The 24,042-nt window shown below is 66.4% G+C and carries 23 protein-coding genes and 1 tRNA gene; 11 read left to right on the top strand and 13 right to left on the bottom strand.

Translation table 11 applies throughout. The features are described 5' to 3' along the window. Positions 1 to 16: 16 nt before the first annotated feature. The 3 genes from BUR94_RS10880 to BUR94_RS10870 are packed head-to-tail and all read left to right on the top strand — an operon-like array spanning position 17 to position 2,785. Positions 17 to 895, top strand: a complete 879-nt coding sequence (locus BUR94_RS10880) for an ABC transporter permease (RefSeq protein ID WP_074256258.1) — start codon at positions 17 to 19, stop codon at positions 893 to 895. Further along, positions 892 to 1,740, top strand: a complete 849-nt coding sequence (locus BUR94_RS10875; protein WP_074256257.1) for an ABC transporter permease — start codon at positions 892 to 894, stop codon at positions 1,738 to 1,740. Before BUR94_RS10880 ends, BUR94_RS10875 begins: the two co-directional genes overlap by 4 nt. A 55-nt stretch (positions 1,741 to 1,795) precedes the next feature. Next, a complete protein-coding gene (locus tag BUR94_RS10870; protein WP_074256256.1) occupies positions 1,796 to 2,785 on the top strand; it encodes an ABC transporter substrate-binding protein in 990 nt (329 codons plus the stop codon). Positions 2,786 to 2,875: 90 nt separating this feature from the next. On the opposite strand, the gene BUR94_RS10865 is transcribed toward BUR94_RS10870, so the two are convergent. The 3 genes from BUR94_RS10865 to BUR94_RS10855 form a co-directional block, all read right to left on the bottom strand. After that, on the bottom strand, positions 2,876 to 3,397 hold the full coding sequence (locus BUR94_RS10865) for a hypothetical protein (RefSeq protein WP_074256255.1): 522 nt from the start codon (positions 3,395 to 3,397) through the stop codon (positions 2,876 to 2,878). A gap of 109 nt (positions 3,398 to 3,506) precedes the next feature. Continuing rightward, positions 3,507 to 4,295 (bottom strand): carbohydrate ABC transporter permease, encoded by a 789-nt coding sequence (locus BUR94_RS10860; RefSeq protein ID WP_074256254.1) that lies wholly within the window; start codon positions 4,293 to 4,295, stop codon positions 3,507 to 3,509. Beyond that, positions 4,292 to 5,134 carry a carbohydrate ABC transporter permease gene (locus BUR94_RS10855; RefSeq protein ID WP_074256253.1) on the bottom strand — a complete coding sequence of 281 codons (843 nt, stop codon included), beginning with the start codon at positions 5,132 to 5,134 and terminating at the stop codon, positions 4,292 to 4,294. The genes BUR94_RS10860 and BUR94_RS10855 overlap by 4 nt, the downstream gene beginning before the upstream one ends. Before the next feature lie 148 nt (positions 5,135 to 5,282). Here BUR94_RS10855 and BUR94_RS10850 point away from each other — a divergent pair, with 148 nt between their 5' ends. The 4 genes from BUR94_RS10850 (at position 5,283) to BUR94_RS10835 (ending at position 8,415) form a co-directional block, all read left to right on the top strand. Further along, positions 5,283 to 5,741, top strand: coding sequence for an NUDIX hydrolase (locus BUR94_RS10850; RefSeq protein WP_074256252.1), 459 nt, complete (start codon positions 5,283 to 5,285; stop codon positions 5,739 to 5,741). Between the two features lie 131 nt (positions 5,742 to 5,872). Next, a complete protein-coding gene (locus tag BUR94_RS10845; protein WP_175570493.1) occupies positions 5,873 to 7,327 on the top strand; it encodes an inorganic phosphate transporter in 1,455 nt (484 codons plus the stop codon). A gap of 9 nt (positions 7,328 to 7,336) precedes the next feature. Further along, the gene (locus BUR94_RS10840) at positions 7,337 to 7,786 is read left to right on the top strand and encodes a YtoQ family protein (protein ID WP_074256250.1); all 450 of its coding nucleotides are present in this window, start codon (positions 7,337 to 7,339) and stop codon (positions 7,784 to 7,786) included. A 104-nt stretch (positions 7,787 to 7,890) separates the two neighbouring features. Then, complete coding sequence (locus BUR94_RS10835; RefSeq protein WP_074256249.1) at positions 7,891 to 8,415, top strand: ricin-type beta-trefoil lectin domain protein; 525 nt, start codon at positions 7,891 to 7,893, stop codon at positions 8,413 to 8,415. 96 nt (positions 8,416 to 8,511) lie between these two features. Here the strand turns inward: BUR94_RS10835 and acs are convergent, their stop codons facing one another. The 6 genes from acs to BUR94_RS10805 form a co-directional block, all read right to left on the bottom strand. Then, positions 8,512 to 10,461, bottom strand: a complete 1,950-nt coding sequence (gene acs / locus BUR94_RS10830) for an acetate--CoA ligase (RefSeq protein WP_074256248.1) — start codon at positions 10,459 to 10,461, stop codon at positions 8,512 to 8,514. Between the two features lie 110 nt (positions 10,462 to 10,571). Continuing rightward, entirely contained in the window at positions 10,572 to 11,327 is a 756-nt protein-coding gene (locus BUR94_RS10825; RefSeq protein ID WP_074256247.1) for an ABC transporter ATP-binding protein, read from the bottom strand. Positions 11,328 to 11,345: 18 nt separating this feature from the next. After that, positions 11,346 to 12,101 (bottom strand): ABC transporter ATP-binding protein, encoded by a 756-nt coding sequence (locus BUR94_RS10820; protein WP_074256246.1) that lies wholly within the window; start codon positions 12,099 to 12,101, stop codon positions 11,346 to 11,348. A 12-nt stretch (positions 12,102 to 12,113) separates the two neighbouring features. Continuing rightward, entirely contained in the window at positions 12,114 to 13,325 is a 1,212-nt protein-coding gene (locus tag BUR94_RS10815) for a branched-chain amino acid ABC transporter permease (RefSeq protein WP_074256245.1), read from the bottom strand. Positions 13,326 to 13,329: 4 nt separating this feature from the next. Continuing rightward, the gene (locus BUR94_RS10810; RefSeq protein WP_074256244.1) at positions 13,330 to 14,340 is read right to left on the bottom strand and encodes a branched-chain amino acid ABC transporter permease; all 1,011 of its coding nucleotides are present in this window, start codon (positions 14,338 to 14,340) and stop codon (positions 13,330 to 13,332) included. Between the two features lie 186 nt (positions 14,341 to 14,526). Further along, complete coding sequence (locus tag BUR94_RS10805) at positions 14,527 to 15,915, bottom strand: substrate-binding protein (protein ID WP_074256243.1); 1,389 nt, start codon at positions 15,913 to 15,915, stop codon at positions 14,527 to 14,529. A 221-nt stretch (positions 15,916 to 16,136) separates the two neighbouring features. On the opposite strand from BUR94_RS10805, the gene BUR94_RS10800 reads away from it, so the two are divergent. Continuing rightward, positions 16,137 to 17,510 carry a helix-turn-helix transcriptional regulator gene (locus BUR94_RS10800; RefSeq protein WP_074256242.1) on the top strand — a complete coding sequence of 458 codons (1,374 nt, stop codon included), beginning with the start codon at positions 16,137 to 16,139 and terminating at the stop codon, positions 17,508 to 17,510. A 75-nt stretch (positions 17,511 to 17,585) separates the two neighbouring features. Here BUR94_RS10800 and BUR94_RS10795 read toward each other — a convergent pair whose 3' ends face one another. Continuing rightward, positions 17,586 to 19,466, bottom strand: coding sequence for a PhoX family protein (locus tag BUR94_RS10795; protein WP_074256241.1), 1,881 nt, complete (start codon positions 19,464 to 19,466; stop codon positions 17,586 to 17,588). Positions 19,467 to 19,783: 317 nt separating this feature from the next. Here BUR94_RS10795 and BUR94_RS10790 point away from each other — a divergent pair, with 317 nt between their 5' ends. Together BUR94_RS10790 and BUR94_RS10785 are read left to right on the top strand one after the other, a co-directional pair. Next, complete coding sequence (locus BUR94_RS10790; RefSeq protein ID WP_139301268.1) at positions 19,784 to 21,361, top strand: autotransporter outer membrane beta-barrel domain-containing protein; 1,578 nt, start codon at positions 19,784 to 19,786, stop codon at positions 21,359 to 21,361. 184 nt (positions 21,362 to 21,545) lie between these two features. Continuing rightward, positions 21,546 to 22,079, top strand: coding sequence for a hypothetical protein (locus tag BUR94_RS10785; protein WP_139301267.1), 534 nt, complete (start codon positions 21,546 to 21,548; stop codon positions 22,077 to 22,079). Positions 22,080 to 22,104: 25 nt separating this feature from the next. Here BUR94_RS10785 and lipB read toward each other — a convergent pair whose 3' ends face one another. Beyond that, positions 22,105 to 22,752 carry a lipoyl(octanoyl) transferase LipB gene (lipB, locus tag BUR94_RS10780; protein ID WP_074256238.1) on the bottom strand — a complete coding sequence of 216 codons (648 nt, stop codon included), beginning with the start codon at positions 22,750 to 22,752 and terminating at the stop codon, positions 22,105 to 22,107. 122 nt (positions 22,753 to 22,874) lie between these two features. On the opposite strand from lipB, the gene BUR94_RS10775 reads away from it, so the two are divergent. Beyond that, positions 22,875 to 22,961: transfer RNA gene (locus BUR94_RS10775), tRNA-Leu, on the top strand. Between the two features lie 77 nt (positions 22,962 to 23,038). On the opposite strand, the gene BUR94_RS10770 is transcribed toward BUR94_RS10775, so the two are convergent. Together BUR94_RS10770 and BUR94_RS20690 are read right to left on the bottom strand one after the other, a co-directional pair. Continuing rightward, on the bottom strand, positions 23,039 to 23,584 hold the full coding sequence (locus BUR94_RS10770; protein WP_074256237.1) for a fasciclin domain-containing protein: 546 nt from the start codon (positions 23,582 to 23,584) through the stop codon (positions 23,039 to 23,041). Between the two features lie 158 nt (positions 23,585 to 23,742). Next, entirely contained in the window at positions 23,743 to 23,913 is a 171-nt protein-coding gene (locus BUR94_RS20690) for a hypothetical protein (RefSeq protein WP_175570460.1), read from the bottom strand. Positions 23,914 to 24,042: the final 129 nt, after the last annotated feature.

Below are 24,042 nucleotides of genomic sequence, written 5' to 3'. Positions count from 1 at the left end.
ATGGCTTGGTAAATTAATGCGCCGCGCGGTTCCCATCGTCACCGTGCTCCTGCTGATCGCCGCGGTCTGGTACCTGGGTGCCTGGCGGATGAACGCGCCCTGGGCGCTCGCCCAGGCCGAGCGGGCCGGGCAGGAGATGACAGCCTCCGAGCTCTTTACCGCCACCATGAACCAGGACCGCCCGCGCCTGCCGGCCCCGCACCAGGTGGCCGAGGAGCTGTGGAAGACCACCGGCGAGATGGCGCTGCGCGGCCGGGCGCTCAACAAGCGGTCGCTAATCTATCATGCCGGGATCACCCTCGGGGCGACGCTCTCGGGCTTTGCCCTGGGGGTCACGCTGGGGATCCTGGGCGCGGTGGCGATCACCTACAGCCGGGTGGTCGAGATGAGCCTGATGCCCTGGGCCATCGTGAGCCAGACCATCCCCATCGTGGCGCTGGCACCGATGATCATCGTGCTCTCCAACGCCACCGGGATCGAGGGGCGGGGTGTGCCCAAGGCGATCATCTCGGCCTACCTGTGCTACTTTCCGGTGCTGGTGGGCATGGTGAAGGGGCTGAACTCGCCCAGCTCCAGCCAGCTCGACCTGCTGAAGACCTATAACGCCAGCAACACGGCCAGCTTCTTCAAGCTGCGGCTGCCGGCCTCGATGCCCTATCTCTTCACCTCGCTGAAGATCGCCATCGCCGCGGCGCTGGTGGGAACGATCGTGGGCGAGCTGCCCACGGGGGCGGTGAGCGGGCTGGGCGCGCGGATCCTGATCGGGGACCAGTTCGGCACGCCGCTGGCGATCTGGGCGGCGCTCTTTGCTGCCGCGATCCTCGCCGGCGCGCTGGTGACGCTGATCGGCGGCGTGCAGGGTGTGGTGCTGAAACGGATGGGGATGGGACGATGACGGTGGTCGCGGGGGCCCTGGCGTTCTGGCTCGCGGCCTGGGGGCTAAACGTGCTGCTGGCGCGCTCGCGCTGGCGGCGGGCGCGGGTGGTTCGGATCGCCGTGCCGGTGATTTTCGGCCTTGCGGTGCTGGTGCTCTGGCAGGGGCTGGTGCGGGGGCTGGGGGTGAACCCGGTGATCCTGCCTGCGCCGACCGATATTGCCGCGACCTTTGCCACCTCGACCGACACGCTGTGGCAAGACTTCGTGCAGACCGCGCTGAAGGGCGCGCTCTCGGGCTATCTCATCGGCTGCGGCGCGGCCTTCGTGACGGCACTGGCGATCGACCGAAGCGCTTTTCTGACCGCGGGGCTGCTGCCGATCGGCAACTTCGTGGCGGCCCTGCCGATCATCGGGGTCGCGCCGATCCTTGTCAGCTGGTTCGGGTTCGACTGGCAGTCGAAGGCGGCGGTGGTTGTGGCGATGGTGTTCTTTCCTGTGCTCGTGAACGTGGTGCAGGGGCTGCGCGAGGCGGATGCGATGCAGAAGGATCTGATGCGCACCTATGCGGCGAGCTCCTGGCAGACGCTCTTCAAGCTCCGGCTCCCGGCGGCGATGCCCTTTGTCTTCAACGGGTTGAAGATTGCCACGACGCTGGCGCTGATCGGGGCCATCGTGGCCGAGTACTTCGGCTCGCCGGTGCGCGGCATGGGCTTCAGGATTTCGACGGGCGTCGGGCGCCTGGCGATCGACCTGGTCTGGGCCGAGATCGCCGTGGCCGCCCTTGTGGGCACTGTGTTTTATGGCATCGTTGCCATGATCGAGAAACTCGTGACCTTCTGGCATCCGAGCCAGAGGGTGGGGTGAGTGGGAGGAAACCCGCGCCGGAGAGCGCATAATCTAGCCAACAAGGAGAGTGACGATGAAGAAGATGCTACTGGGCGCCGCCCTGGCGCTGACGGCAGGCGCCGCGCAGGCCGCCGACGAGGTGACGTTGCAGCTCAAGTGGGTGACGCAGGCGCAATTCGCGGGCTACTACGTGGCCGCCGACAAGGGCTTCTACGAGGAAGAGGGCCTTGACGTGACGATCAAGCCGGGCGGCCCCGACATTGCCCCCGAGCAGGTGATCGCCGGCGGCGGGGCCGATGTGATCGTGACCTGGATGGCCGCGGGCCTGGCCGCGCGGGAGCGGGGTGTGCCCCTGGTGAACATCGCGCAGCCCTTCAAGAAGGGTGCGATGCAGCTGACCTGCCTGAAGGAAAACGGGATCGAGAGCCCGGCGGACTTTCCGGGCCATACGCTCGGGGTCTGGTTCTTTGGCAACGAATACCCGTTCTATGCCTGGATGGCCAAGCTCGGCGTGCCGACCGATGGCGGCGAGAGTGGCGTGGAAGTGCTGAAGCAGGCCTTCAACGTGGATGCGTTGCTGCAAAAGCAGGCCGACTGCATCTCGGTGATGACCTACAACGAGTATGGCCAGGTGCTGGATGCCGGGATCACCGAGGACCAGCTGGTGACCTTCAACTACCTCGAAGAGGGCGTGGGCATGATGGAGGATGGTCTCTACGTGCTGGAGGAGAACCTCGCGGACGAGGCCTTCAAGGACAAGATGGTGCGCTTCGTGCGGGCCTCGATGAAGGGCTGGAAATACGCCGAGGAGAACCCGGAGGAGGCCGCGCAGATCGTGGTCGACAACGACGAGACCGGCGCGCAGACGCTGGAGCACCAGACCTACATGATGAGCGAGGTGGCCAAGCTGACCGCGGACACCAACGGTGCGCTCGATCCGGCCGACTACGAGCAGACGGTGGCGACGCTGCTCTCTGCCGTGAGCCCGGAGAACCCGGCGATCACCAAGGAGCCCGAAGGCATGGCCTGGACCCACGAGATCACCGACGCCGCGCTCCAGTAAGCGCGACAGTTGCAAAACCAGAGAAGGGGGCGCTTTCGGGCGCCCCCTTTTTTTTTTTTGGTGGGGTTTCGCGGGCCTGCGGTGGAGGGGTCAGGCCTGGTGGTCGAGCTGGCTCGGTCCGGTGGCGGGGGCGTTGACGGCGGGGAGGCCGGTGGCGAAGCCGGAGGGCGCGCGGGCGGTGGCGGGGCCTTCGGCGGGCGTGGCCTCGGTGGGGTCTGCGCGGGCTTCGGCGGCGCGGGCGGCCTCCTCGGCCTTTTCGGCCTGGGCGGCGTCGGCGCGGGCGCTCTGGGCCTGGCCCTCGGCCTCGGTTGCCTCGCGGGCCTTCTCCAGCGCCTCCTCCTGCAGCCGAAGGATCTCGGCCGTCATCGCGGTGGGGATGCGGGCATATTCCTTCAGCGGCGGAGGTGGGCGGCGCTCGCCATCGCGGCCCACGACCTCGTCGCGGGCGGTGTCGAGACCGGGCCTTGCCGTGGCCTCGGGTTTTTCGGGTGGCCGAATGTCTGTCGCCTGCGGTGCCACGGAATTCTGGCGGTGGCGTGCCGCCAGCACCTGCGCCGGAAGCGCGTAGGCCTGCGACGACTGCCCCTGCGTGTCGAGCCTCACCATGCTCATGTCATCAAGCTCCTGCGTAAACGGACCCCATGGCTGACACGATATCTTCACGAGAGTGGGCAAATCGTAAACGCGGCCCGGAAATCTGTGCAGATGGTTAACGCCCCGCTCAGGTGCGGATCACGAAGCCGCGGGCGATGTGGCGGCGCACGAAGACGATCATCAGCACGCCGGGGAGCAGGGAGAAGACGGTCATCGCCGTGACCAGGCCGATATCGGTGCGGAAGGAGAAGAGCGCGTTGAGCGCCATGGTGATCGGCTTGCCGCCGGTGACGGTGAGGATGCGGGCAAACACCACCTCGACCCAGGAGAAGATGAAACAGAAGAAGGCCGCCACCCCGATGCCCGGCGCGATGGCGGGGATGAGCTTTGTGACGAAGAAGCCGGGCAGCGACTGGCCGTCGAGAAAGGCGGTTTCGTCGAATTCGCGGGGAACGGCGGAGATGAAGCTCTCGAGGATCCAGATCGCCACCGGCAGGTTGAAGACGCAGTGCACCAGGGCGATGCCGACGGGCGAGTTCACCAGCCCGAGTTGGGAGAACAGGATGAAGATCGGCAGTGAAAGAACGACGGGGGGCGTGACCCGGAAGGCCAGCATCAGGAACAGCAGGTGGCGGTCGCCGGTGAAGCGGTAGCGCGAGAAAGCATAGGCGGCAGGCAGCCCTGCGGCGAGGCAGAGCGCGACGTTGAGCGAGACGTAGAGGAACGAGTTGCCGATGGAGGCCACGAGCGCCGGCGAGGCGAAGATATGGGCGTAGTTGACCAGCGTCAGGCTGCCGACCTCCACGCCCTCGTGGGGCAGGGTGGCGGTGAAGGAGAGCACCACGGTTTGCACCAGCGGCAGGGCGATGAAGAGCAGCAGGGCCGCGAGGGCGAGGGCGCGGGTGGCGGCGGTCATGACGAGCGCCTGCGGGTGAATTGCACGAAGGCCCAGACCACGGTGATGACGATGAGGAAGTAGGTCATGGCCCGAGCCGCTGCCGAGCCGTAGCTGTAGGCGTTGATGTCTTCGCCGAGGTCGAGCGAGAGGAAGGTGGTGGCCCCCTGCGGCCCGCCCGCGTTGATGCGGAAGGCCTCGGTGTAGATCATGAAGCTGTCGACGAAGCGCAGCAGCAGCACGATGGCCAGCGCGCCCGAAATCCTGGGCAGCTCGATGTGCCGGAAGATGGCCATGCGCGACGCGCCGTCGATCTCGGCGGCCTGGTAGTAGGGGCGGGGGATGGCGGAAAGCCCGGCGTAGGAGAGGATCACCACGAGCCCGAGCCAGTGCCAGGTGTCCATCGCCACGATCAGCGCCCAGGTGTGGAGCGCGGTAAACCTGTAATCGAACCCGGCGGCAATGAGCGACGGCCCGAGCAGCCCCTGCGGCCCGACGAGGGTGAGCCACATGGAGGGGATCATGTTCCACGGCACCACCAACGGCAGGGCCAGCGCCATGAGGTAGAGCGTGGGGTGCCGGGTCGCGCGCAGCAGCAGCGCCACGGCGATGCCGAGCGGCAACTGGATGGAGAGCACGATGGCGGAAAACAGCGTGGAGCGGGCGAGCGAGGCCCAGAAGCGCCGGGAGGTGACGATCTCGCCATACCACTCCAGCCCGACCCAGTAGCGGCTCTCGAGCGTGAAGATGTCGTGGAAGGAGTAGTTGAGCACCGTCAGCAGCGGCAGGACGGCGACGAGGCCCATGACCGCGACGGCGGGCAGGAGCAGCAGCCAGGCGCGGTTGCGGTGGGGGATCATGGGCGATCGTATGCCGTTAACATGTTTCCTACCTCAGGGCGTGGCGGTGGTGGTGTCAAGCCGCGCCTGCAGCGCAAATCTTTGCAAATTGTTCACCGATGCCCTAAATAGTTGAAAAATGAAAAGAAGAAGAGCGGTTGGTTTCTAGATGATGAGACGGTTCAGGCTGGCCTGGGATGGCTTCGTGCGCCCGATGCTGCAGCGCCCCCCGCGCCTGCAGGTGGCGGCGCTGTGCTATCGCAAGCGCAAGGACGGCAAGGAAGTGCTCCTGGTCACCAGTCGGGGCACCGGGCGGTGGATTCTGCCCAAGGGCTGGCCGATCCGGGGCAAGGATGCCTCGGGCAGCGCGATGCAGGAGGCCTGGGAAGAGGCCGGCGTGCGGCGCGGGCAGACCGCGCCGGATGCGATTGGCTCCTATTTCTACCGGAAGACGGATGACGCGGGCCTCGGCCTGCCGGTCCAGACGCTGGTGTTTCCTGTCGCGGTGGAAGAGATGGCCGACGACTTTCCGGAGGCGCGGGAGCGGGAGCGCCGCTGGGTGAGCCCGGGCGAGGCGGCCGACATGGTGCAGGAGCCGGAACTGCGGGACATTCTCCGCGAGCTGTGACCGGGCGTCGGGCCGGAATGATGCGGCCGGGTTGACTGCGGCGGCTTGACTCGGGCGCTCTGAAGGGTCACCGACCCCGGAACAGTTTCGGGAGGGATACCGTGGCAGAAACCGACTACGACGTCAGCCACATGGAGACGCTGGACCGCGACCTGGGCCGCATCTCGAACCTCGAGCTGGCGACGGCCTATGTCGCGCGGCCCTTCGTGGGCTATGGCGTGGCCCTGCTCTTCGTGGTCGCGGCGGGCCTGCTGGCCGCGCTCTTCTTCGGGCAGACCACCAGCAGCTTCATCGTGATCGTGGCCGCCGTCTTCGGGGCCTACATGGCGCTGAACATCGGCGCCAACGACGTGGCCAACAACATGGGGCCGGCGGTGGGTGCCAATGCGCTCACCATGGGCGGGGCCATCGCCATTGCCGCCGTGTTCGAAAGCGCGGGCGCGTTGATCGCGGGCGGCGACGTGGTGGGCACCATCGCCAAGGGGATCATCGCGCCCGAAAGCATGGGCTCGGCCTCGACCTTCGTCTGGGCGATGATGGCGGCGCTGCTGGCCTCGGCGTTCTGGGTCAACCTCGCCACATGGGTCGGTGCGCCGGTTTCCACCACCCATTCGGTGGTGGGCGGCGTGATGGGCGCGGGCATCGCCGCCGCGGGCTTTGCCGCGGTGAGCTGGGGCACGATGGGGGCGATTGCCGCGAGCTGGGTGATCTCGCCGGTGCTGGGCGGGGTCATCGCCGCCGGGTTCCTGTGGTTCATCAAGTCGAACATCGTCTATGTCGACGACAAGATCGCCGCCGCCCGGCGCTGGGTGCCGGTGCTGGTGGGCATCATGGCGGGGGCCTTTGCCAGCTACATCGCGCTCAAGGGCATCAAGCAGCTCATCAAGATCGACCTCCTCGCCTCGCTGGCGATCGGCGCGGTGCTGGGCGTGGCGGTCTGGCTGGCGATGATCCCGGTGATCCGGCGGCAATCGGAAGGGCTGGAAAACCGCAACCGCTCGCTGAAGGTGCTGTTCGGTATTCCGCTCATCGTTTCCGCCGCGCTGCTCAGCTTTGCCCATGGCGCGAACGACGTGGCCAACGCGGTCGGCCCTCTGGCGGCCATCGTGCAGGCGCTGGGCACCGGCGATTTTACCCATGCGGTGGCCATTCCCTACTGGGTCATGGTGATCGGCGCCGTGGGCATCTCGGTGGGGCTGTTCCTCTTCGGCCCCAAGCTCATCCGGATGGTGGGCAGCCAGATCACCAAGCTCAACCCGATGCGGGCCTATTGCGTGGCGCTCTCGGCCGCCATCACCGTGATCCTGGCGAGCTGGCTCGGCTTGCCGGTGAGCTCCACCCATATCGCGGTGGGCGGGGTCTTCGGTGTGGGGTTCTTCCGCGAGTGGGACTACGAGCGGCGCCTGCGGAAGGCGCGGGGCGCGCTGCCGGCGCGGCCGGAGCATGCGGCGGAGGAGCGGCGGCGGCGCAAGCTGGTGCGGCGGAGCCATTTCATGACCATCGTGGCGGCATGGATCATCACCGTGCCGGCGGCCGCCGTGCTCTCGGCGTTGCTGTTCATCGGCATCGTCACGATGGCGGGTTAGGAGGACGGAATGACACTGAAGGTCTATCTTTCGGGAGAGATCCACACCGATTGGCGCGAGGAGATCATAGCGGGCTGTGCGGGGCTCGACATGGCCTTCTCGGCGCCGGTGACCGACCATGCGGCCAGCGACGATTGCGGCGTGGCGATCCTCGGGCCGGAGGACAGCAAATTCTGGCACGACCACAAGGGCGCCAAGCTCAACGCCATCCGCACCCGGCGGAGCATCGAGCAGGCCGATGTGGTGGTGGTGCGCTTCGGCGAGAAATACAAGCAGTGGAACGCGGCTTTCGATGCCGGGATGGCCGCCGCGCTGGGCAAGTCGCTGATCGTGCTGCACGGGGCCGAGCACCAGCACGCGCTGAAGGAAGTGGATGCTGCGGCGCTGGCGGTGGCGGAGCGGCCGGAGCAGGTGGCGCAGATGTTGCGCTATGTGCTGGAAGGCCGGCTGCCGGGATAGGGGGCTTCACTGCAGCTTCAGACCGGCGGAGTGGAGCTTTTTTCGACGGAACGGGAGGGCTGCTTCGTTTTATCGGCATTGCACTCGTTGTTACCGGAGATGACATGAAAGCCATTCTTTCGACCGCCGCCCTCGTCCTGAGTGCGGGCCTCGCACATGCGGAGACCGTGGAGGTCTACGCCACCGACAAGCTCGATAACACCCAGAACGGGTATTGTATCGACATCTCCGGCGGGCAAGGCGCCCAGGCGAACCCGGATGACGGGCTTCAGGGCCACACTTGCTACAGCCCGAGCGGTGAGATCTTCGTGGATCAGGGCTTCGATTCGGAGCGCTTTGCCGAGGGGGTCTTTTACATGCCGGAGTTCGATGTGTGCATGCAGGCTGCTGCGCTGGAAGCCGGGGCGGCGCTTGAGTTGGTGAGCTGCGAGGAAAGCGCGGCCCAGAGCTTTGAATTTGCCGGGGAAGGCACCATCACCCCGGCCTCCGCCCCCGACCTGTGCCTTACACTGGGAGAGAGCACCCGCCACGGGCGCAGCGATACCAACCAGATCAAGGGGCTGACGCTCGAGGCCTGCGCCGCTGAAGCGGCCGCATATCAGACGTGGGCCTATCGCACGGCCGAGTGAGGCTTCACTTCCGCGGTGGAAGAGCAGAAGACACAAAAAAGGCCGGGCGCTCTGCCCGGCCTTTGACCTTTGGGGGTGGTGGGCAGATTGCCCACCCTATCTGTTGGCGCGGTTCTCGATCAGCTCGTCCACCACCGAAGGATCGGCCAGGGTGGAGGTGTCGCCGAGCGCGCCGTAGTCGTTTTCGGCGATCTTGCGCAGGATGCGGCGCATGATCTTGCCCGACCGGGTTTTTGGCAGGCCGGGGGCCCATTGGATCAGGTCGGGCGAGGCGATCGGGCCGATCTCGGTGCGGACCCAGGTGCGGAGTTCCTTTTTCAGGTCCTCCGACGGCTCCACCCCGTTCATCAGGGTGACGTAGCAGTAGATGCCCTGGCCCTTGATGCTGTGCGGGTAGCCCACCACGGCGGCCTCGGCGACCTTGGCGTGGGCCACCAGCGCGCTTTCGACCTCGGCGGTGCCCATGCGGTGGCCGGAGACGTTGATCACGTCATCCACCCGGCCGGTGATCCAGTAGTCGCCATCGGCATCGCGGCGGCAGCCGTCGCCGGAGAAGTAATAGCCCTTGTAGTCGGAAAAGTAGGTTTTCTCGAAGCGCTCGTGGTCGCCCCAGACGGTGCGCATCTGGCCGGGCCAGCTGTCCTTGATCGCGAGCACCCCCTCGGTGGCGGTCTCGTCGATCTCCTTGCCGGTGGTGGGCTCGAGCACCACGGGCTGGACGCCGAAGAACGGCTTCATCGCGGCGCCGGGCTTGGTGGCATGGGCGCCGGGCAGGGGGGTCATCATGTGGCCGCCGGTCTCGGTTTGCCACCAGGTGTCGATGATCGGGACGCGCCCGCCACCGACGACATCGTTGTACCAGTTCCAGGCCTCGGGGTTGATCGGCTCGCCGACGGTGCCCAGCAGCTTGAGCGAGGAGAGATCGCATTTGGTGACGAACTCGTCGCCCTGGCCCATCAGCGCGCGGATGGCGGTGGGGGCGGTGTAGAACTGGGCGACCTTGTGCTTTTCGACCACCTGCCAGAAGCGCGAGGCATTGGGATAGGTGGGCACCCCCTCGAACATCAGCGTGGTCGCGCCGTTGGCCAGAGGTCCGTAGACGATGTAGGTGTGGCCGGTGACCCAGCCGACATCGGCGGTGCACCAGTAAACGTCGCCCTCGTGGTAGTCGAAGCTGACCTCGTGGGTGAGGGAGGCGAAGGTGAGGTAGCCGCCGGTGGTGTGCACCACGCCCTTGGGTTTGCCGGTGCTGCCCGAGGTGTAGAGGATGAAGAGCGGATCCTCCGCGTTCATCGGGCGGGGCGGACAATCGGGGGCGGCGGTTTCCATCAGCGCCTTCACATCCACGTCGCGATCCTGGATCCAGGTGGTCTGGTCGCCGGTGTGCTTGACGACCAGGCAGCGGACCTTGTCGGAGCAGTGCAGCAGGGCGGCGTCGGTGTTGGATTTGAGCGCGGTCACGCGGCCGCCGCGGGGGGCGGTGTCGGCGGTGATGACCAGCTTGGCGCCGCTGTCGTTGATCCGGTTGGCCAGCGCGTCGGGCGAGAAGCCGGCGAAGACGATGGAGTGGACCGCGCCGATGCGGGCGCAGGCCAGCATGGCATAGGCGGCCTCGGGGATCATCGGCAGGTAGATCACCACCCGGTCGCCGCGCATGACGCCCTGGCTCAGCAGCACGTTGGCCATGCGGCAGGTGTTTTCGTGCAGCTCGCGGTAGGTGATGTGCCGGGCCGGGGTCTCGGGGTCGTCGGGCTCGAAGATGATCGCGGTCTGGTCGGCGCGCTTTTCGAGGTGGCGGTCGATGCAGTTGGCGGCGACGTTCAGCACGCCGTCCTCGTACCACTTGATTGACACGTCATCGGACTTGAAGGAGGTGTTCTTGATCCTGGTGGGGAAGGTGATCCAGTCGAGGCGCCTGGCCTGCTCCTTCCAGAAGCCCTCGGGGTCGTTCACCGAGGCGGCATACATCTCGTCGTACTTGGCGGCATCGACATGGGCCTTGGCGGCGAAGTCGGCGCTGGGCGGGTAGGATTTGGGTTCGGTCATGCTGTCCTCCTGACGGCTGCGGCGGCTGGGTGCGCTCTGCTGGCCGGTCTTCCTCTGTCGCAAGTGGTAGGGGTGGCCCCGGACAAGGGCCAGCCCCCGAAAGGTATTATTCAGATGGCGAGATACTCGGCGCGCAGGCTTTCGTTCTCGAGCACTTCGGCGGCGGTGCCGTCGAAGACGATCTTGCCGGTGTCGAGGATCACCGCGCGGTCGGAGAGCTCGAGCGCGCGCACGGCGTTCTGCTCCACGATGATCGTGGTGATGCCCTGTTCCTTGATGACGCGGAGGGTCTTTTCGATCTCGTCCACGATCACAGGGGCGAGGCCCTCGTAGGGCTCGTCGAGCAGGAGCACCTTGATGTCGCGCGCCAGTGCCCGGGCGATGGCCAGCATCTGCTGCTCGCCGCCCGAGAGGGTGACGCCCTCCTGAAGGCGGCGCTCGCCGAGACGGGGGAAGAGCTCGTAGATGCGGCTCAGGGACCAGCCGATCGGCGGGGCGATCTGGGCCAGCTTGATGTTCTCTTCCACGGTCAGGCCGGGGATGATGCGGCGGTCCTCGGGCACCAGGCCGATGCCGAGCTTGCTGGCCTCATGCGCCCGCATCAGGTGCAGGGGCTGGTGGTCGAGCCAGATTTCGCCGTGGGTCACCTGCGGGTCGTCGAGCCGGGCGATGGCCCGCAGGGTCGAGGTCTTGCCGGCACCGTTGCGGCCCAGCAGCGCGAGGATCTCGCCCTCGTGCACGTTGAAGCTGACGCCCTGCACGATGTAGCTCTCGCCGTAGTAGGCCTCGAGGTCCCAGACCGAGAAGTAGGCCGGAGCGGTGGCCGCGACGTTGGCGTTCTTGGAAAAGTCGGGTTTGACGTTCATCTGATATCTCCTGCGGCCTCAGCCGTGGCCTCCGAGGTAGGCTTCCTGCACCTTGGGATGGCCCTTGATGTTTTCGGGCGTGTCCTCGACCAGAGGCGTGCCCTGGGCCAGCACGGTGATCCGTTCGGCCAGCGAGAACACGACGTGCATGTCGTGCTCGATGATGGCGATGGTGATGTCGCGTTTCTGCTTGATCTCCTTCAGCAGGTCGATCGTGTTGTTGGTATCGGCGCGGGCCATGCCGGCGGTGGGTTCGTCGAGCAGGAGCATCTTGGGCTCCTGCGCGAGGCACATCGCCATTTCCAGCCGCCGCTTGTCGCCGCGCGAGAGCGAGGCGGAGTGGACATGGGCCTTGTCGGCCATGTTCACGTCTTCGAGCATCGCCATGGCCTGATCGCGGATGTCGCGCTGGCTCAGCACCGAGCCGATGCCGTTGAGCTTGAAGGTGCCGTCGCGCTTGGCGAAACAGGGGATCATGACGTTTTCGAACACCGTGAGATCGCCGAAGATCTCGGGGGTCTGGAACACCCGACTGATCCCCATCTGATTGATCTCGTGCGGCGAGCGGCCGAGCACCGACTGGCCGTCGAAGCTGACCGAGCCGCTGTCAGGGATCAGCTTGCCGACGAGGCAGTTGAGCAGGGTGGACTTGCCCGCCCCGTTGGGGCCGATGATGGCGTGCACCGTGTTCTCCTCGATGGAGAGGTTCACGTCCCCCAGGGCCTGCAACCCGCCGAAGCGCTTGTTGACGCCTTTGACTTCGAGAATACCCATCTGTCCGTCTCCTTATTCGCCGGGTTGCTGTTTGGCGGCTTCGGCCTCTGCGCCCGAAGCCTTGGTGCCGCGGCGCCGGAAGGTGCGGCCGATGCGCTGGCCGCCCTCGACGAGACCGCCGGGGAGGAAGATCACCACCAGCATGAAGAGGATGCCGAGGGTGAGGTGCCAGCCCTTGCCCACGAAGGGGTGGACGATGGTGACCATGAAGTCCTCAAGCCCGTCGGGCAGGAAGGCGAACCAGCCGTGCAGCACGGTGTCGTTGATCTTGGAGAGGATGTTCTCGAAGTACTTGATCATGCCTGCACCGAGGACCGGGCCGATCAGGGTGCCCGCGCCGCCGAGGATGGTCATGAGAACCACCTCGCCCGAGGCCGTCCACTGCATGCGCTCGGCGCCCGCCAGCGGGTCCATCGCTGCCATCAGGCCGCCCGCGAGGCCGGCATACATGCCGGAGATCACGAAGGCCGCGAGGGTGTAGGGCTTGGGGTTGAGGCCGGTGTAGTTCATCCGGGTCTGGTTGGACTTGATCGCGCGCAGCATCATGCCGAAGGGCGAGCGGAAGATCCGGATCGACAGGTAGAAGGCCGCCAGAAGCACCAGGGCGCAGACGTAGTAGCCCACCGAGAACGTGAAGTTCCACGGACCGACCGCGAGGTCGACGGCGGAGCGCATCTCCATCCCGAAGAGGTTGGTCACCGGGATCGAGCCGTCGGGCATGACCGACTGGCCGAGCACACGCGGATCGCTCAGGGTGATCTGCAGGCCGGTCTCGCCGTTGGTGATGGGGGTCAGCACCGAGTAGGCCAGCGCGAAGGACATCTGCGCGAAGGCCAGCGTGAGGATCGAGAAGTAGATCCCCGAGCGCCTGAGCGAGACGTAGCCGATGACCAGGGCGAAGAGGCCCGCGATGATGACCGACAGGACGATCGCCGGGAGGATGTTCATCGACAGCAGCTTGAACATCCAGACCGCCGAGTAGCTGCCCACGCCCAGGAAGGCCGCATGGCCGAAGGAGAGGTAGCCGGTGAGGCCGAAGAGGATGTTGAAGCCGATGGCGAAGATCCCGAAGATCGCGAAGCGCTGCATCAGGTCGGGGTAGCCCGCGTTGAACTGCGCCAGTCCGCTCCCGCTGGGGAAGGGGTTGAGGATGAAGGGGGCCAGCATCGTGAGGGCCAGCACCACCAGGAGGAGGTTGGTGTCTTTGCGGTTCAGTCCAAGCATTCTCTTAGTCCTCCATCACGCCTTTGCGCCCCATCAGGCCCCGCGGACGGGTGAGCAGGATGATGATCGCGACGAGGTAGATGATGATCTGGTTGATTCCGGGCAGGGTGGTCGTGGCCCAGGTGGTGGAGGCGAAGCTCTCCAGGATGCCGAGCAGGAAGCCCGCCAGCACGGCGCCGGGCAGCGAGCCCATGCCGCCGACGACGACCACGACGAAGCTGAGCACCAGGAAGTCCATGCCCATGTGGTAGTTCGGCGCGTTGATCGGCCCGTACATCACCCCCGCGAGGCCCGCCACGGAGGCCGCGAGGCCGAACATGAAGGTGAAGCGCTTGTCGATGTCGATGCCCAGCAGCCCCACCGTCTCGCGGTCGGCCATGCCGGCCCGCACCACCATGCCGAAGGTGGTGAACTGGAGGAAGGCGAAGACGCCCGCGATGATCGCCGCGGCGAAGCAGAAGTAGACGATCCGCCAGATCGGGTAGACCACGCCGGGCAGCACCTCGGCCACGCCCTTGAGGGCCTCGGGGGCGGGTGTCTGGATCGGGTTGGCGCCGTAGTAGAACTTGACGATCTCCTGAAGCACGATGGCGAGGCCGAAGGTCACCAGGATCTGGTCGGCATGGGGACGCTTGTAGAAGTGCTTGATGAGGCCGCGCTCCATCACGTAGCCGACCACCAGCATGACCGGGATCGCCAGCAGGATCGCCAGCGGCACCGACCAGTCCTGTATCGCCGCCCCGGTGCTCTCGCCGAACCAGTCCTGCAGGTAGGGCACCTTGACCTTGAGCGGATTGCCGAGAAAGTCGGTCTGGCTCTCGTCGATGACCTCGTGGGAGAGGTTCAGGAGGCGTTGAAGGGTCACGGCGCAGAAGGCGCCGATCATGAAGAGCGCCCCGTGGGCGAAGTTGACCACGCCGAGCGTGCCGAAGATGAGCGTCAGACCGAGGGCGATCAGCGCGTAGGCGCTGCCCTTGTCGAGCCCGTTCAGGATTTGAAGTAGGATTGCGTCCATCGGTCCCCACCTTGAGAGCGGCTTCAGTTTTGGTGCGGCCGTTCGCGCGGTGGCTCAGCCCCGCGCGTTCGGCCTCGACAGGTCCCTGTTGGGAATGTTTCTAGGTCTTGCCGGGGCCTCTGCCCGGACCCCGCGGTGCGGGGAACCGGGGGGCGGCGCGTGGCCGCCCTCCGGGTGCCTGACGGATCAGGCGCCGTTGTTGCACTGGCCGAGGTCGCCACCGGCGAACATCGGGTGATCGGGCTCGTACCAGACCTGGTCCACGGGCGTGACTTCGACCACCTCGAGCAGGTCGAACTCCGAGGTCGGGTTCTCCTTGCCCCTGGTGACCAGCACATCCTTGAAGCACTGGTGGTCGGCGGCGCGGTAGAGGGTCTGGCCATTGCCGAGACCGTCGAACACGAAGCCCTTGTTGCTGTCGGAGGACACACCCTCCAGCGAGGAGCCGTCACCCTCGAGCGCGGCCACCACGGCGCAGGGCTCGAAGGAGCCGGCACGCTCGACGGCATCGGCGTAGAGCAGGGTTTGCACGTAGCAGGTGTGCGCGGCCTGGCTCGGCGGGAAGCCGTACTTGGTGCCGAAGGACTTGACGAAGGCCTTGGTGCCCTCGTCCTGCAGCGACCACTGCCAGTTGCACGAGCCCAGGATGCCCTTGATGTTCTCGCCGGCGCCCTTGGCCATCAGCTCGGAGTAGAGCGGAACGACGATCTCGAACTGCTTGCCGTTGGCCATCTTGTCGCGCAGGCCGAACTGCACGGCGTTGGTGAGCGAGTTCACCATGTTGCCGCCGTAGTGGTTGAGCACGAGCACGTCGGCGCCCGAGTTCAGCACCGGGGCGATGTAGGACGAGAAGTCGGTTGCCGCCAGCGGCGTCAGCACGTTCTCGACGGTCTCCCAGCCCAAGGCCTCGGTGGAGGCCTGGATCGACTCCTGCTGGGTCCAGCCCCAGGTGTAGTCGGCGGTCAGGTGATAGGCGCGGCGCTCCTTGCCATACTCGTTGGCCAGCACCGGGGCCAGCGCGGCACCCGACATGTAGGCGTCGAAGAAGTGGCGGAAGCCGTTGGCCTTCTTGTCCTTGCCGGTGGTGTCGTTGGAGTGGGTCAGACCGGCCATGAAGATCACGCCGGCTTCCTGGCAGAGGCCCTGGACGGCCACGGCCACGCCGGAGGACGAGCCGCCGGAGATCATGATGGCGCCGTCCTTCTCGATCATCGACTTGGCGGAGGCGCGAGCGGCGTCGGACTTGGTCTGGGTGTCGCCGGTGACGAAGCCCACCTTCTTGCCCAGGATGCCGTTGCCCTTCAGGTTCTTGTTGGAGAAGGTGTTGATCATGCCACCGTCGCCTTCACCGTTCAGGTGCTCGACGGCCAGCTCGAAGGCGCGCAGCTCGTCGGCACCCTCGTCGGCGTAGGGGCCGGACTGGGGCACGTTGAAGCCGAGCGTCACGGTATCGCCGGTGGGCTCGTTGACGTAGGCGTTGGCACGGCTGGTGAAGATGGTGGGCAGGGCGAGGCCCGCACCGGCAACGGCGCCGGTTTTCAGCACGCCGCGGCGTGTGAACTTGGATGTCGACATGGATGTCCTCCCGTTTGGTTTTGCGGCGTGCCGGGCTCCTCCCTGGCCGCACCGCTACCCTTTTCAGGGCTGTGTCATTATTTCGTGATCGGCGCAAATCTGGCAACAAGCGCTTTCGGATAAAGGATTTTTCTGTAAATATATTGTCAGGCTGGTCAGGCAAGTTGTAAAGTTCTTGTCACGCAAGTGCAGAACCGCCTTGAAACTACGGGAGAAACGCCATGCCCAAGGGGGTGCTGACCGGCAGTCGGATCCGCGCGAGGCGGGCGGATATGGGCATCAAGCAGAGCGAACTGGCGGAGCGGGTCGGGATCTCGCCGTCCTACCTCAATCTGATCGAGCACAACCGGCGCAGAATCGGGGGCAAACTCCTTGTGGCCCTGGCCCGTGCGCTCGAGACCGAACCGGTAGCGCTATCGGAAGGCGCCGAGACCGCGCTGGTGGATGCGCTGCGGGAGGCGGCGGTGGATGCCTCGGGCGAGCGCGGCCGGAGCCGGCCGCGCGGGCGCGCCATGCCGCACCCCCGGATGTCCGAGGCGGAGCTGGAGCGCGTGGAGGAATTCGCCGGGCGGTTTCCGGGCTGGGCCGCGCTGCTGGCCGAGACCCGCGCCCGCGTGCTGGAGGCCGAGCGCAGCGTCGCGGCGCTGTCGGACCGGCTCAGCCATGACCCGCACCTGAGCGCCAGCCTGCACGAGATGCTCTCGTCTGTCACGGCGATCCGCTCGACGGCGGCGATCCTCGCCGATACGCCGGACCTCGACCGCGACTGGCTGAACCGGTTTCACCGCAACATCAACGACGACAGCGCCCGGCTGGCGGAGAGCGCCGAGGGGCTGGTGCGCTATCTCGACGATGGCGGTGGGGCCGATGCGGGCGCGGGCACACCGCAGGAGGAGGTTGAAGCCTGGCTCGGGGCGCGCGGCTTTCACATGGAGGCGCTGGAGGCGGGCGAGGCCGGGCGGCCGGAGGCCCTGCTCGACGAGGCGGTTGCCACGGGTGTGCTGCGCGGCGGGGCGGCGCGAAGCATGGCCGCGACCCAGCTCGCCCGCTACGCCGCGGATGCGAGGGCGATGCCGCTGGAGCCCTTCGCCGAAGCCGCCCATGAGGCGGGCTATGACCCCGGCGCATTGGCCGGGCGGTTCGGGGTGCCGGTGGAGGCGGTGCTGCGGCGGCTGGCCAGCTTGCCGCGCGAGGGCTTGCCGGGCGAGATCGGGCTGGTTACCTGCGACGCCTCGGGCACGCTGACCTTTCGCAAGCCGCTCTCGGGCTTTCCGATGCCGCGCTTCGGGGCCGCCTGCGCGCTCTGGCCGCTCTACACCGCGCTGACCCGCCCGACGCTGCCGGTGCGGGAGGTGGTGGAGATGGCGGGCCGGAGCCCGCGGCGCTTTACCGCCTTCGCCATCTGCCGCCCGGTGGGTGAGCCGGGATTTGGGGTGCCGCAGGTGCTTGAGGCGTCGATGCTGCTGCTCGACGAGGGGTTCGGGGCCGCGCGGGAGGCGGGGGAGGTGCTGGCGCTGGGGACGAGTTGCCGGATTTGCCCGCGCGAGGCCTGCCCGGCCCGGCGGGAGCCTTCGATCATCGGGCGGCAGGGGTAGTACAGGCGAAGGGGCCGCCCTCGCGGACGGCCCCCCCTTGCTGGCGGGAAGGTGCCCGCCAGGGTTTGAATGGCCTCAGCCGATCAGCGCGCCGTCGTCGCGGGTGACCTGGATGATCGCCGAGCGGGGCAGGCCGGAGCCGTCGGGCCAGGAGCCGCCGGGGTGCTGGATACCCACGAACATGGTGCGGCGATCCGCCGACCAGCAGAGACCGGTCACCTCGCAGCCTTTCGGGCCGGTGAGGAAGCGCGCGATCTCGCCGGTCATCGGGTCGCCCACCAGCATCTGGTTGTTGCCCATGCCGGCGAAGTCCTCCTCGTTGCTGTCGTCGCCGTCGGTCTGGATCCAGAGCAGGCCGTTGCTGTCGAACATCATGCCGTCGGGCGAATTGAACATGTTGCCCGCGGTGACGTTCTCCGACCCGCCGTAGGGGTTGTTCGGGTAGACATCGGGGTTGCCGGCCATGACGTAGAGATCCCAGTCGAAGGTGTTCGAGGCGTGATCGTCATCATGGGGCCGCCAGCGCACGATCTGGCCGTAGTTGTTGCTTTCGCGCGGGTTGGGCGCGTTGACCTCGCCGGCGGAGCCGCCGCGCTTGGAGTTGTTGGTCAGGCAGCAGTAGGCCTCGATGGCATGCGGGTTGACCGCGATCCACTCGGGGCGGTCCATGGTGGTGGCGCCGACGGTGGTTGCGCCGATCCGGGCGAAGATCAGCACCTCGGCCAGCGAGGCCATGCCGGTGCTTTCGGGCGTCAGCGGAAGCCACTCGCCGGTGCCGTCGTCGTTGAAGCTGGCGGCAAAGAGTGTGCCGTCATCCAGCAGGCCCTCGGTGGAGCCGCCGGGCGCATAGGTGCCGTTGGAGACGAACTTGTACATGAACTCGCCGCGCTCGTCGTCGCCCATGTAGACCACCACGCGGCCGTCGGGGGCCAGGGCGCAGGCGGCGTTCTCGTGCTTGAAGCGCCCAAGGCCGGTGTGCTTGACCGGGGTGCTGGAGGCATCTGTGGGGTCGATCTCGACGACCCAGCCCACGCGGTGCGGCTCATTGGGGTTTTTCGAGTAGTCGAAGCGGGCGTCGTGCTTGTGGTAGTCGTAGCCCCAGCCATCGGCGCCGATGCCGTAGCGGTCGTAGCCTTCGGGGCGGGGCGCGTCGGCATCGGTCGAGCCGAAGTAGCCGTTGAAGTTTTCCTCGCAGGTCAGGTAGGTGCCCCATGGCGTGCGGCCGGAGCCACAGTTGTTCATGGTGCCCAGGCTCGCGGTGCCGGTCGGGTCGGCCTCGGTCTTCATCAGGTCATGCCCGGCGGCGGGGCCGGCGATGGTCATCGGGGTGTTGTGGTGAATGCGGCGGTTGAAGGGGCTGTCCTTGACCACCTCGTAGCCGTCGGCGCCGGGGGCCACCTCCATCACCGTCACGCCCTGGAGCTGCTGGAGCTTCAGCACGTCATCGGCATTGGCCGGAACACCCTCCTGCGCGGCGGGCAGGTTGACGTCGTTGTTGGTGTACTCGGAGTTGACCGCGATGATCTCGTGGCCCTGGTAGGAGAACAGCTCCATGCCATCGGTGTTTTCCCCGAAGACCTTGTCGGACATCGCCGCCGGGCCGCCCTCGGCCACGTCGTAGCCATCGGCCTCGGAGAACAGCGGGTCACCCCAGCGGATCAGCACCTTGGCGGTGTAGCCCTCGGGCACGTGCACCTCGTGGTCGGTGGCGATGCCGATGGGCTTGAAGGGAAAGCGCGACTTGGCCATCGCGTGGCCCTCGGCCAGGGCGGTGCTGCCCTTGAGAAGGCCGGTGCCCATGACCGCGGCGCCGGAGCCGAAGGCCAGAACCGAGCCGAGAAAGTTGCGGCGCGACAGCGCGCGCTCGACCACGCGGTCGAACTCGGTTTCGGCGGGGCGCGGAAAATTGGCCTCGTCCCAATCGTCGAAGGAGAGGTTGTGCTTGGTGTCGGTCATGCTGGGGCTCCCTGGCTGAAATGCTTGGAAGCGCGGTTGCTCCGCGCGTCGGCCCTCCGCATAGGCGGGGGAGGACTCGGTTTTGTGACGCCAGTGTAACCGCTCGGTGACGCTGCTTGGGGTTGTTGAGTGAAAGGTCGGCGGACTCCCGCTCGAGGCGAGTTGGATAAGGATGCCACACTTGGTGCGGCGGCAGCGTGCCTTGGCGGTCACAGTGGTCGGCCAGATTCCGCCTACTGTCGAAATCATTTCATGATTTCAGAGATCTGGCGACATGGTCGCGCAAAACGAAGCAGTCCGCGACACAAGGAAAATCAATGACCCGCGCAGCTATCCTCGCTACCCTCCTGGCCACCGCCGCCCTTCCGACCGGGGCCGCCGCACAGAGTTTTTCGATCTCGTCGGAGGGACACTCCGAAGAGTTCTACCCGATGTTTTCAGACGTGATAGGGCAGTCATTCACGCTCGATCGCGCCGGTACGCTGAACCAGATCGAATTCGGGGTGTACTCTCAAGTCGCGCCTTTCACCGTGGAAACAGTTAATCAGCGGTTTCAAATGGTTGTGGTCGCCTACGATCCACAGTCCGGGCGGGCAGGAATGATGCCTTTGACCGAAGCATCCGGCATTCTGGAAATGGGCGAGCAAGGTGGCCGTGTAACGGCGTCGACCGAGGTCGAGCTTGAAGCAGGCACCTACGCCTTTGTCATTCTTCCCTCGATGATGGGAGCCCCGATGGAAGCTGGCGCGCCGACGCCCTACGTTTATTTGCCTTACGGACCGACCTACAGTGTCTTCCGCGATCCTGAGGGCAACGCCTATTCAGGTGGTGATCTGCTTAGTTTCTGCCTCGACTGCGAGACGCTCGATCTGGATCCCGAGGCCGAACCGCAAGGCCCTTCGGCGTACACCTTTTCGTATCTTGACCTCGATTTCGTACTGAGTTTCGGCTCGCTCGTGAACCCGCTTGAAACGCTGGCAGCCAGGATGGTGACGCCGATGCAGATCGTGACAGGCACCCAACGGCGGCTGATCACCACGCAGATCGACAACAGCATCGCGGCTCGCGCGCAGAGCCTGCCCTATACGCTTGGCACCAAGTCGGTGCCGACGGCGGCAGGCGATGAGCTCATCACTTCCACCAAGGGCGCGCCCGGCATGATGGGCAATGTCTATGGCTGGGTCGAGATGACCGGCTTTTACGCCAAGGACGACGACGCGGACCGCAGCTTTCGTGGTGGCGGGATCAAGGTCGGGGCCGATATAGCGCTGAGCGAGACCATGGTTGCCGGTATCGCGCTTGGAACCGACAGCATTGCCGCGGCGGAGGGCACGCTGAGCTTCGAGGGCGACATGCTCTTCGTGCAGCCTTACATCGGGTACAGGTCCGGCGCCTGGGCGGCGGAGGCCTCGCTGCTCTTCGGACGCGGGGACTTCGATCAATCCGACATCGGCGGGACCGGCGAAAGCGAGGCCCGCGTCCGGGCGGCCAGCTTTACCGGCAGCTACGACATGGCCTATGCGGGCGCGACGATCACGCCATCGCTCGGCGTGACGGTGGGCACCCAGACGGTCGAGGGCACGGGCGGCACGCTTGCTGGAGCGGGTGAGGTCGAGGTCGACTTCAGCCAGGTTTCCGTCGGCACACGTTACGCGAGGCCCTACGGGGACGGAACGGTTTATGCGGCAGTCTATGCCGACCACAGCGACAGTGATGCGTCGGTCGAGACCGTATCGGATCTGCTTGTCGACGAAGGCTGGACAGGCCGGGTCGAATTTGGCGGCAACTTTGCCACCAAGGCCGGCCACGGCGTTGACACGTCGGTGGAGTTCGGCGGGCTCGGTGGCGACCTGAAGCAGGTGTCGGGCGGGCTGAAGGTGAGCTTCCGCTTCTGAACCGGGCCGCAGGATGGAATATGGGGGCCGCCCTTCGGGGCGGCCGCTTTTTTTGCATCTTGCAGGCCGGGGCACCGGGCCTCGGGGCGGGCGGCCCTTTCGGAGCGCCTAGGCGAAGATCATTGACGACTCCGCTTGATTGCCGCAGGGACAACCTGCGAAGATGGCCCGGGAGGATGCTTTCATGATCTACCTACTGGAACGCGAGATCGGCTATGACGCCGCGCAGGTGGGGTTTCCGTCTGTTGCGGCCTGCCGTGCCATAGTTGCGGTCACGCCGACGGGGCTGTGCGGGTATCACCTGAACGGCAAGCTGAACGATGGCAAGAAGACCGCCTTCGTCAACTTTGTCCTGGCGCGCATGCCTGCCGGCGGGCTGCGCAACCTCTATGCGGCCTCGGAGAGCGCCCCATCGAACTTCGACCGCACCGAGCTGAGCTCCATTGCGTCCGACCTCGGTTATACCGGAACGATCTACTGGGCCACTCTGCCCGCGGCGGGCTCGAACTACGTCGAGTTCCTGAACGTGAACAATGCCACTTGCGGAATCACCGCTCGGGCCTGGGTGCACGGGGCGGCCAATGACGAGGCGCCCGCCAACAAGGGGCCTCTTCCGGCAGGGGGCAATCGGATATTCGCGAACGGGCCTCCGACGGCACAGGTCTATACCAACGTTGCGACGGCGGGCCTGAAGTCGGTGTATCCGACGGCGCTCTAGGGGCGGCCCTTTCCTGCTTGAAATGTCACCCGAAGGTGGCGGTGAACGCGCGGTGCAGGGCGAGGTCGAGGTCGTCCATCGTGACCGGCAGGCCGAGGTCGACGAGGGAGGTCACGCCGTGGCCGGAGATGCCGCAGGGGGTGATGCCGGAGAAATGCTCGAGGTCGGGCTCGAGGTTGATCGAGATGCCGTGGAAGCTGACCCAGCGGCGCAGGCGGATGCCGATGGCGGCGATCTTGTCTTCGCGGGGGGAGCCGTCGGGCAGGGGCGCCTTCTCGGGGCGGGGGATCCAGATACCCACCCGGCCCTCGCGGCGCTCGCCGGTCACGCCGAACTCGGCGAGGGTGGCGATGATCCAGTCTTCCAGCTTGTGAACGAAGACGCGCACGTCGCGGCCGCGCTCGGACAGGTCGAGCATGACATAGGCCACCCGCTGGCCCGGTCCGTGGTAGGTGTATTGCCCGCCGCGCCCGGAGGAATGGACGGGAAAGCGGCCCGGCGCCAGCAGGTCGGCGGGCCGGGCGGAGGTGCCGGCGGTGTAGAGCGGCGGGTGCTCCACGAGCCAGACCGCCTCCGACGCCGCGCCGGCCCGGATCGCGGCCACGCGCGATTCCATCTCTGCCACGGCCTCGTCGTAGCCGGTGAGGCCCCTCGATGTGATCCAGTCCACCATGCGCCCAGATATGCCCTTAAGGCCGGGGGAATCCAGCCCCCAACAAGCGTCGGCGCGGGGCGAAAAAACCGCTTTTCATCGGCCCGTGCTTTCGCTAGAAGCCCTGCACCAAGCCAAGACGTGCGGTCGTGGCGGAATTGGTAGACGCGCAGCGTTGAGGTCGCTGTGGGGTAACACCCGTGGAAGTTCGAGTCTTCTCGACCGCACCAATCTCTCAACCCGGAGAGAGATGAAAAAGCGCCCCGCGGGGCGCTTTTTGGTTTTCCGGAGGTCTGTCTGCCAAGGTTTACTGCTTGGGCAGGAGAACCCGGTCGATGACGTGGATCACGCCGTTGGACTGCTCGACATCGGCAACGGTGACGGTGGCCATGCGGCCGTTCTCGTCGGTGAGGGTGATCTTGCCGTTGGTCATTTTGGCCTGGAGCGTGCAGCCGCCAAGGGTGGCCACAGGGTGGGTGCCGCCGTCATCGGCGATCATGCCGGCGATGGCGGTCGACATCGCCTTGGCGCCGACCACGTGGCAGGTGAGGATCTCGGTGAGTTGCTTCTTGGCGGCGGGCTGCATCAGCGCGGCGAGCGACTCGGGCTTGACCATGGCGAAGGCGGCATCGGTCGGCGCGAAAACGGTGAAGGGGCCCTCGCTCATCAGCGTGTCGACCAGCCCGGCCTGCTTGACGGCGGCCACCAGGGTGGTGTGGATCGGCGAATTCACGGCGTTCTCGACGATGTTCTTGCTTTCCAGCATCGGCGCGCCGCCGACGGTGGGGTTGGCGGCCATGGCCACGGAGGCGGAGAGCGCCGCGGTGGCGGCGAGGGTCAGGGTGCGGAGCATGTGGATGTCTTTCCTGTTGGTGTCCTGGGCGGGTTGCCCTTGAGAAGAGACACGGGGCGGAAAGACCGAGAGTTTCAGACCGGCACGAAAAAATCTCGGTGCAGGATTTGCGCGTGGAGGATCACGGCCCCGCAGAAGGGGCCGTGGCGGGATGTCGGTCAGACGGTGATGCCGCGCTCGATCCGGGCGTATTGCGCCTTGCGGGCGTCGTCCCGCTTGACGGGCTGGCGCAGGGCGGCCTTGGTTGCCGGATGCGCGCCCTCTGTGGCTTGCCGCTTGGCGGCTTCGGTCATGTGCTTGAGGCTGGTGTCGGGGGTCTTGTCGGTCATGAGACTGGTCCTCCTTGGAGTCACAAGCTAGGGCCGGATCGGACCTTTATCAAGGGTCGGCTCATCCGCCCTTCGAGGCGTCTTCGCCCCGGCGCGTGCGAGCCGGGGCGAGGAGAGGGCGAAACGGCG

Source organism: Vannielia litorea, from assembly GCF_900142295.1.
GTDB lineage: Bacteria > Pseudomonadota > Alphaproteobacteria > Rhodobacterales > Rhodobacteraceae > Vannielia > Vannielia litorea.
Note: the sequence above shows the minus strand (reverse complement) of the source record. Positions and strands in the feature narration are given on the sequence as shown.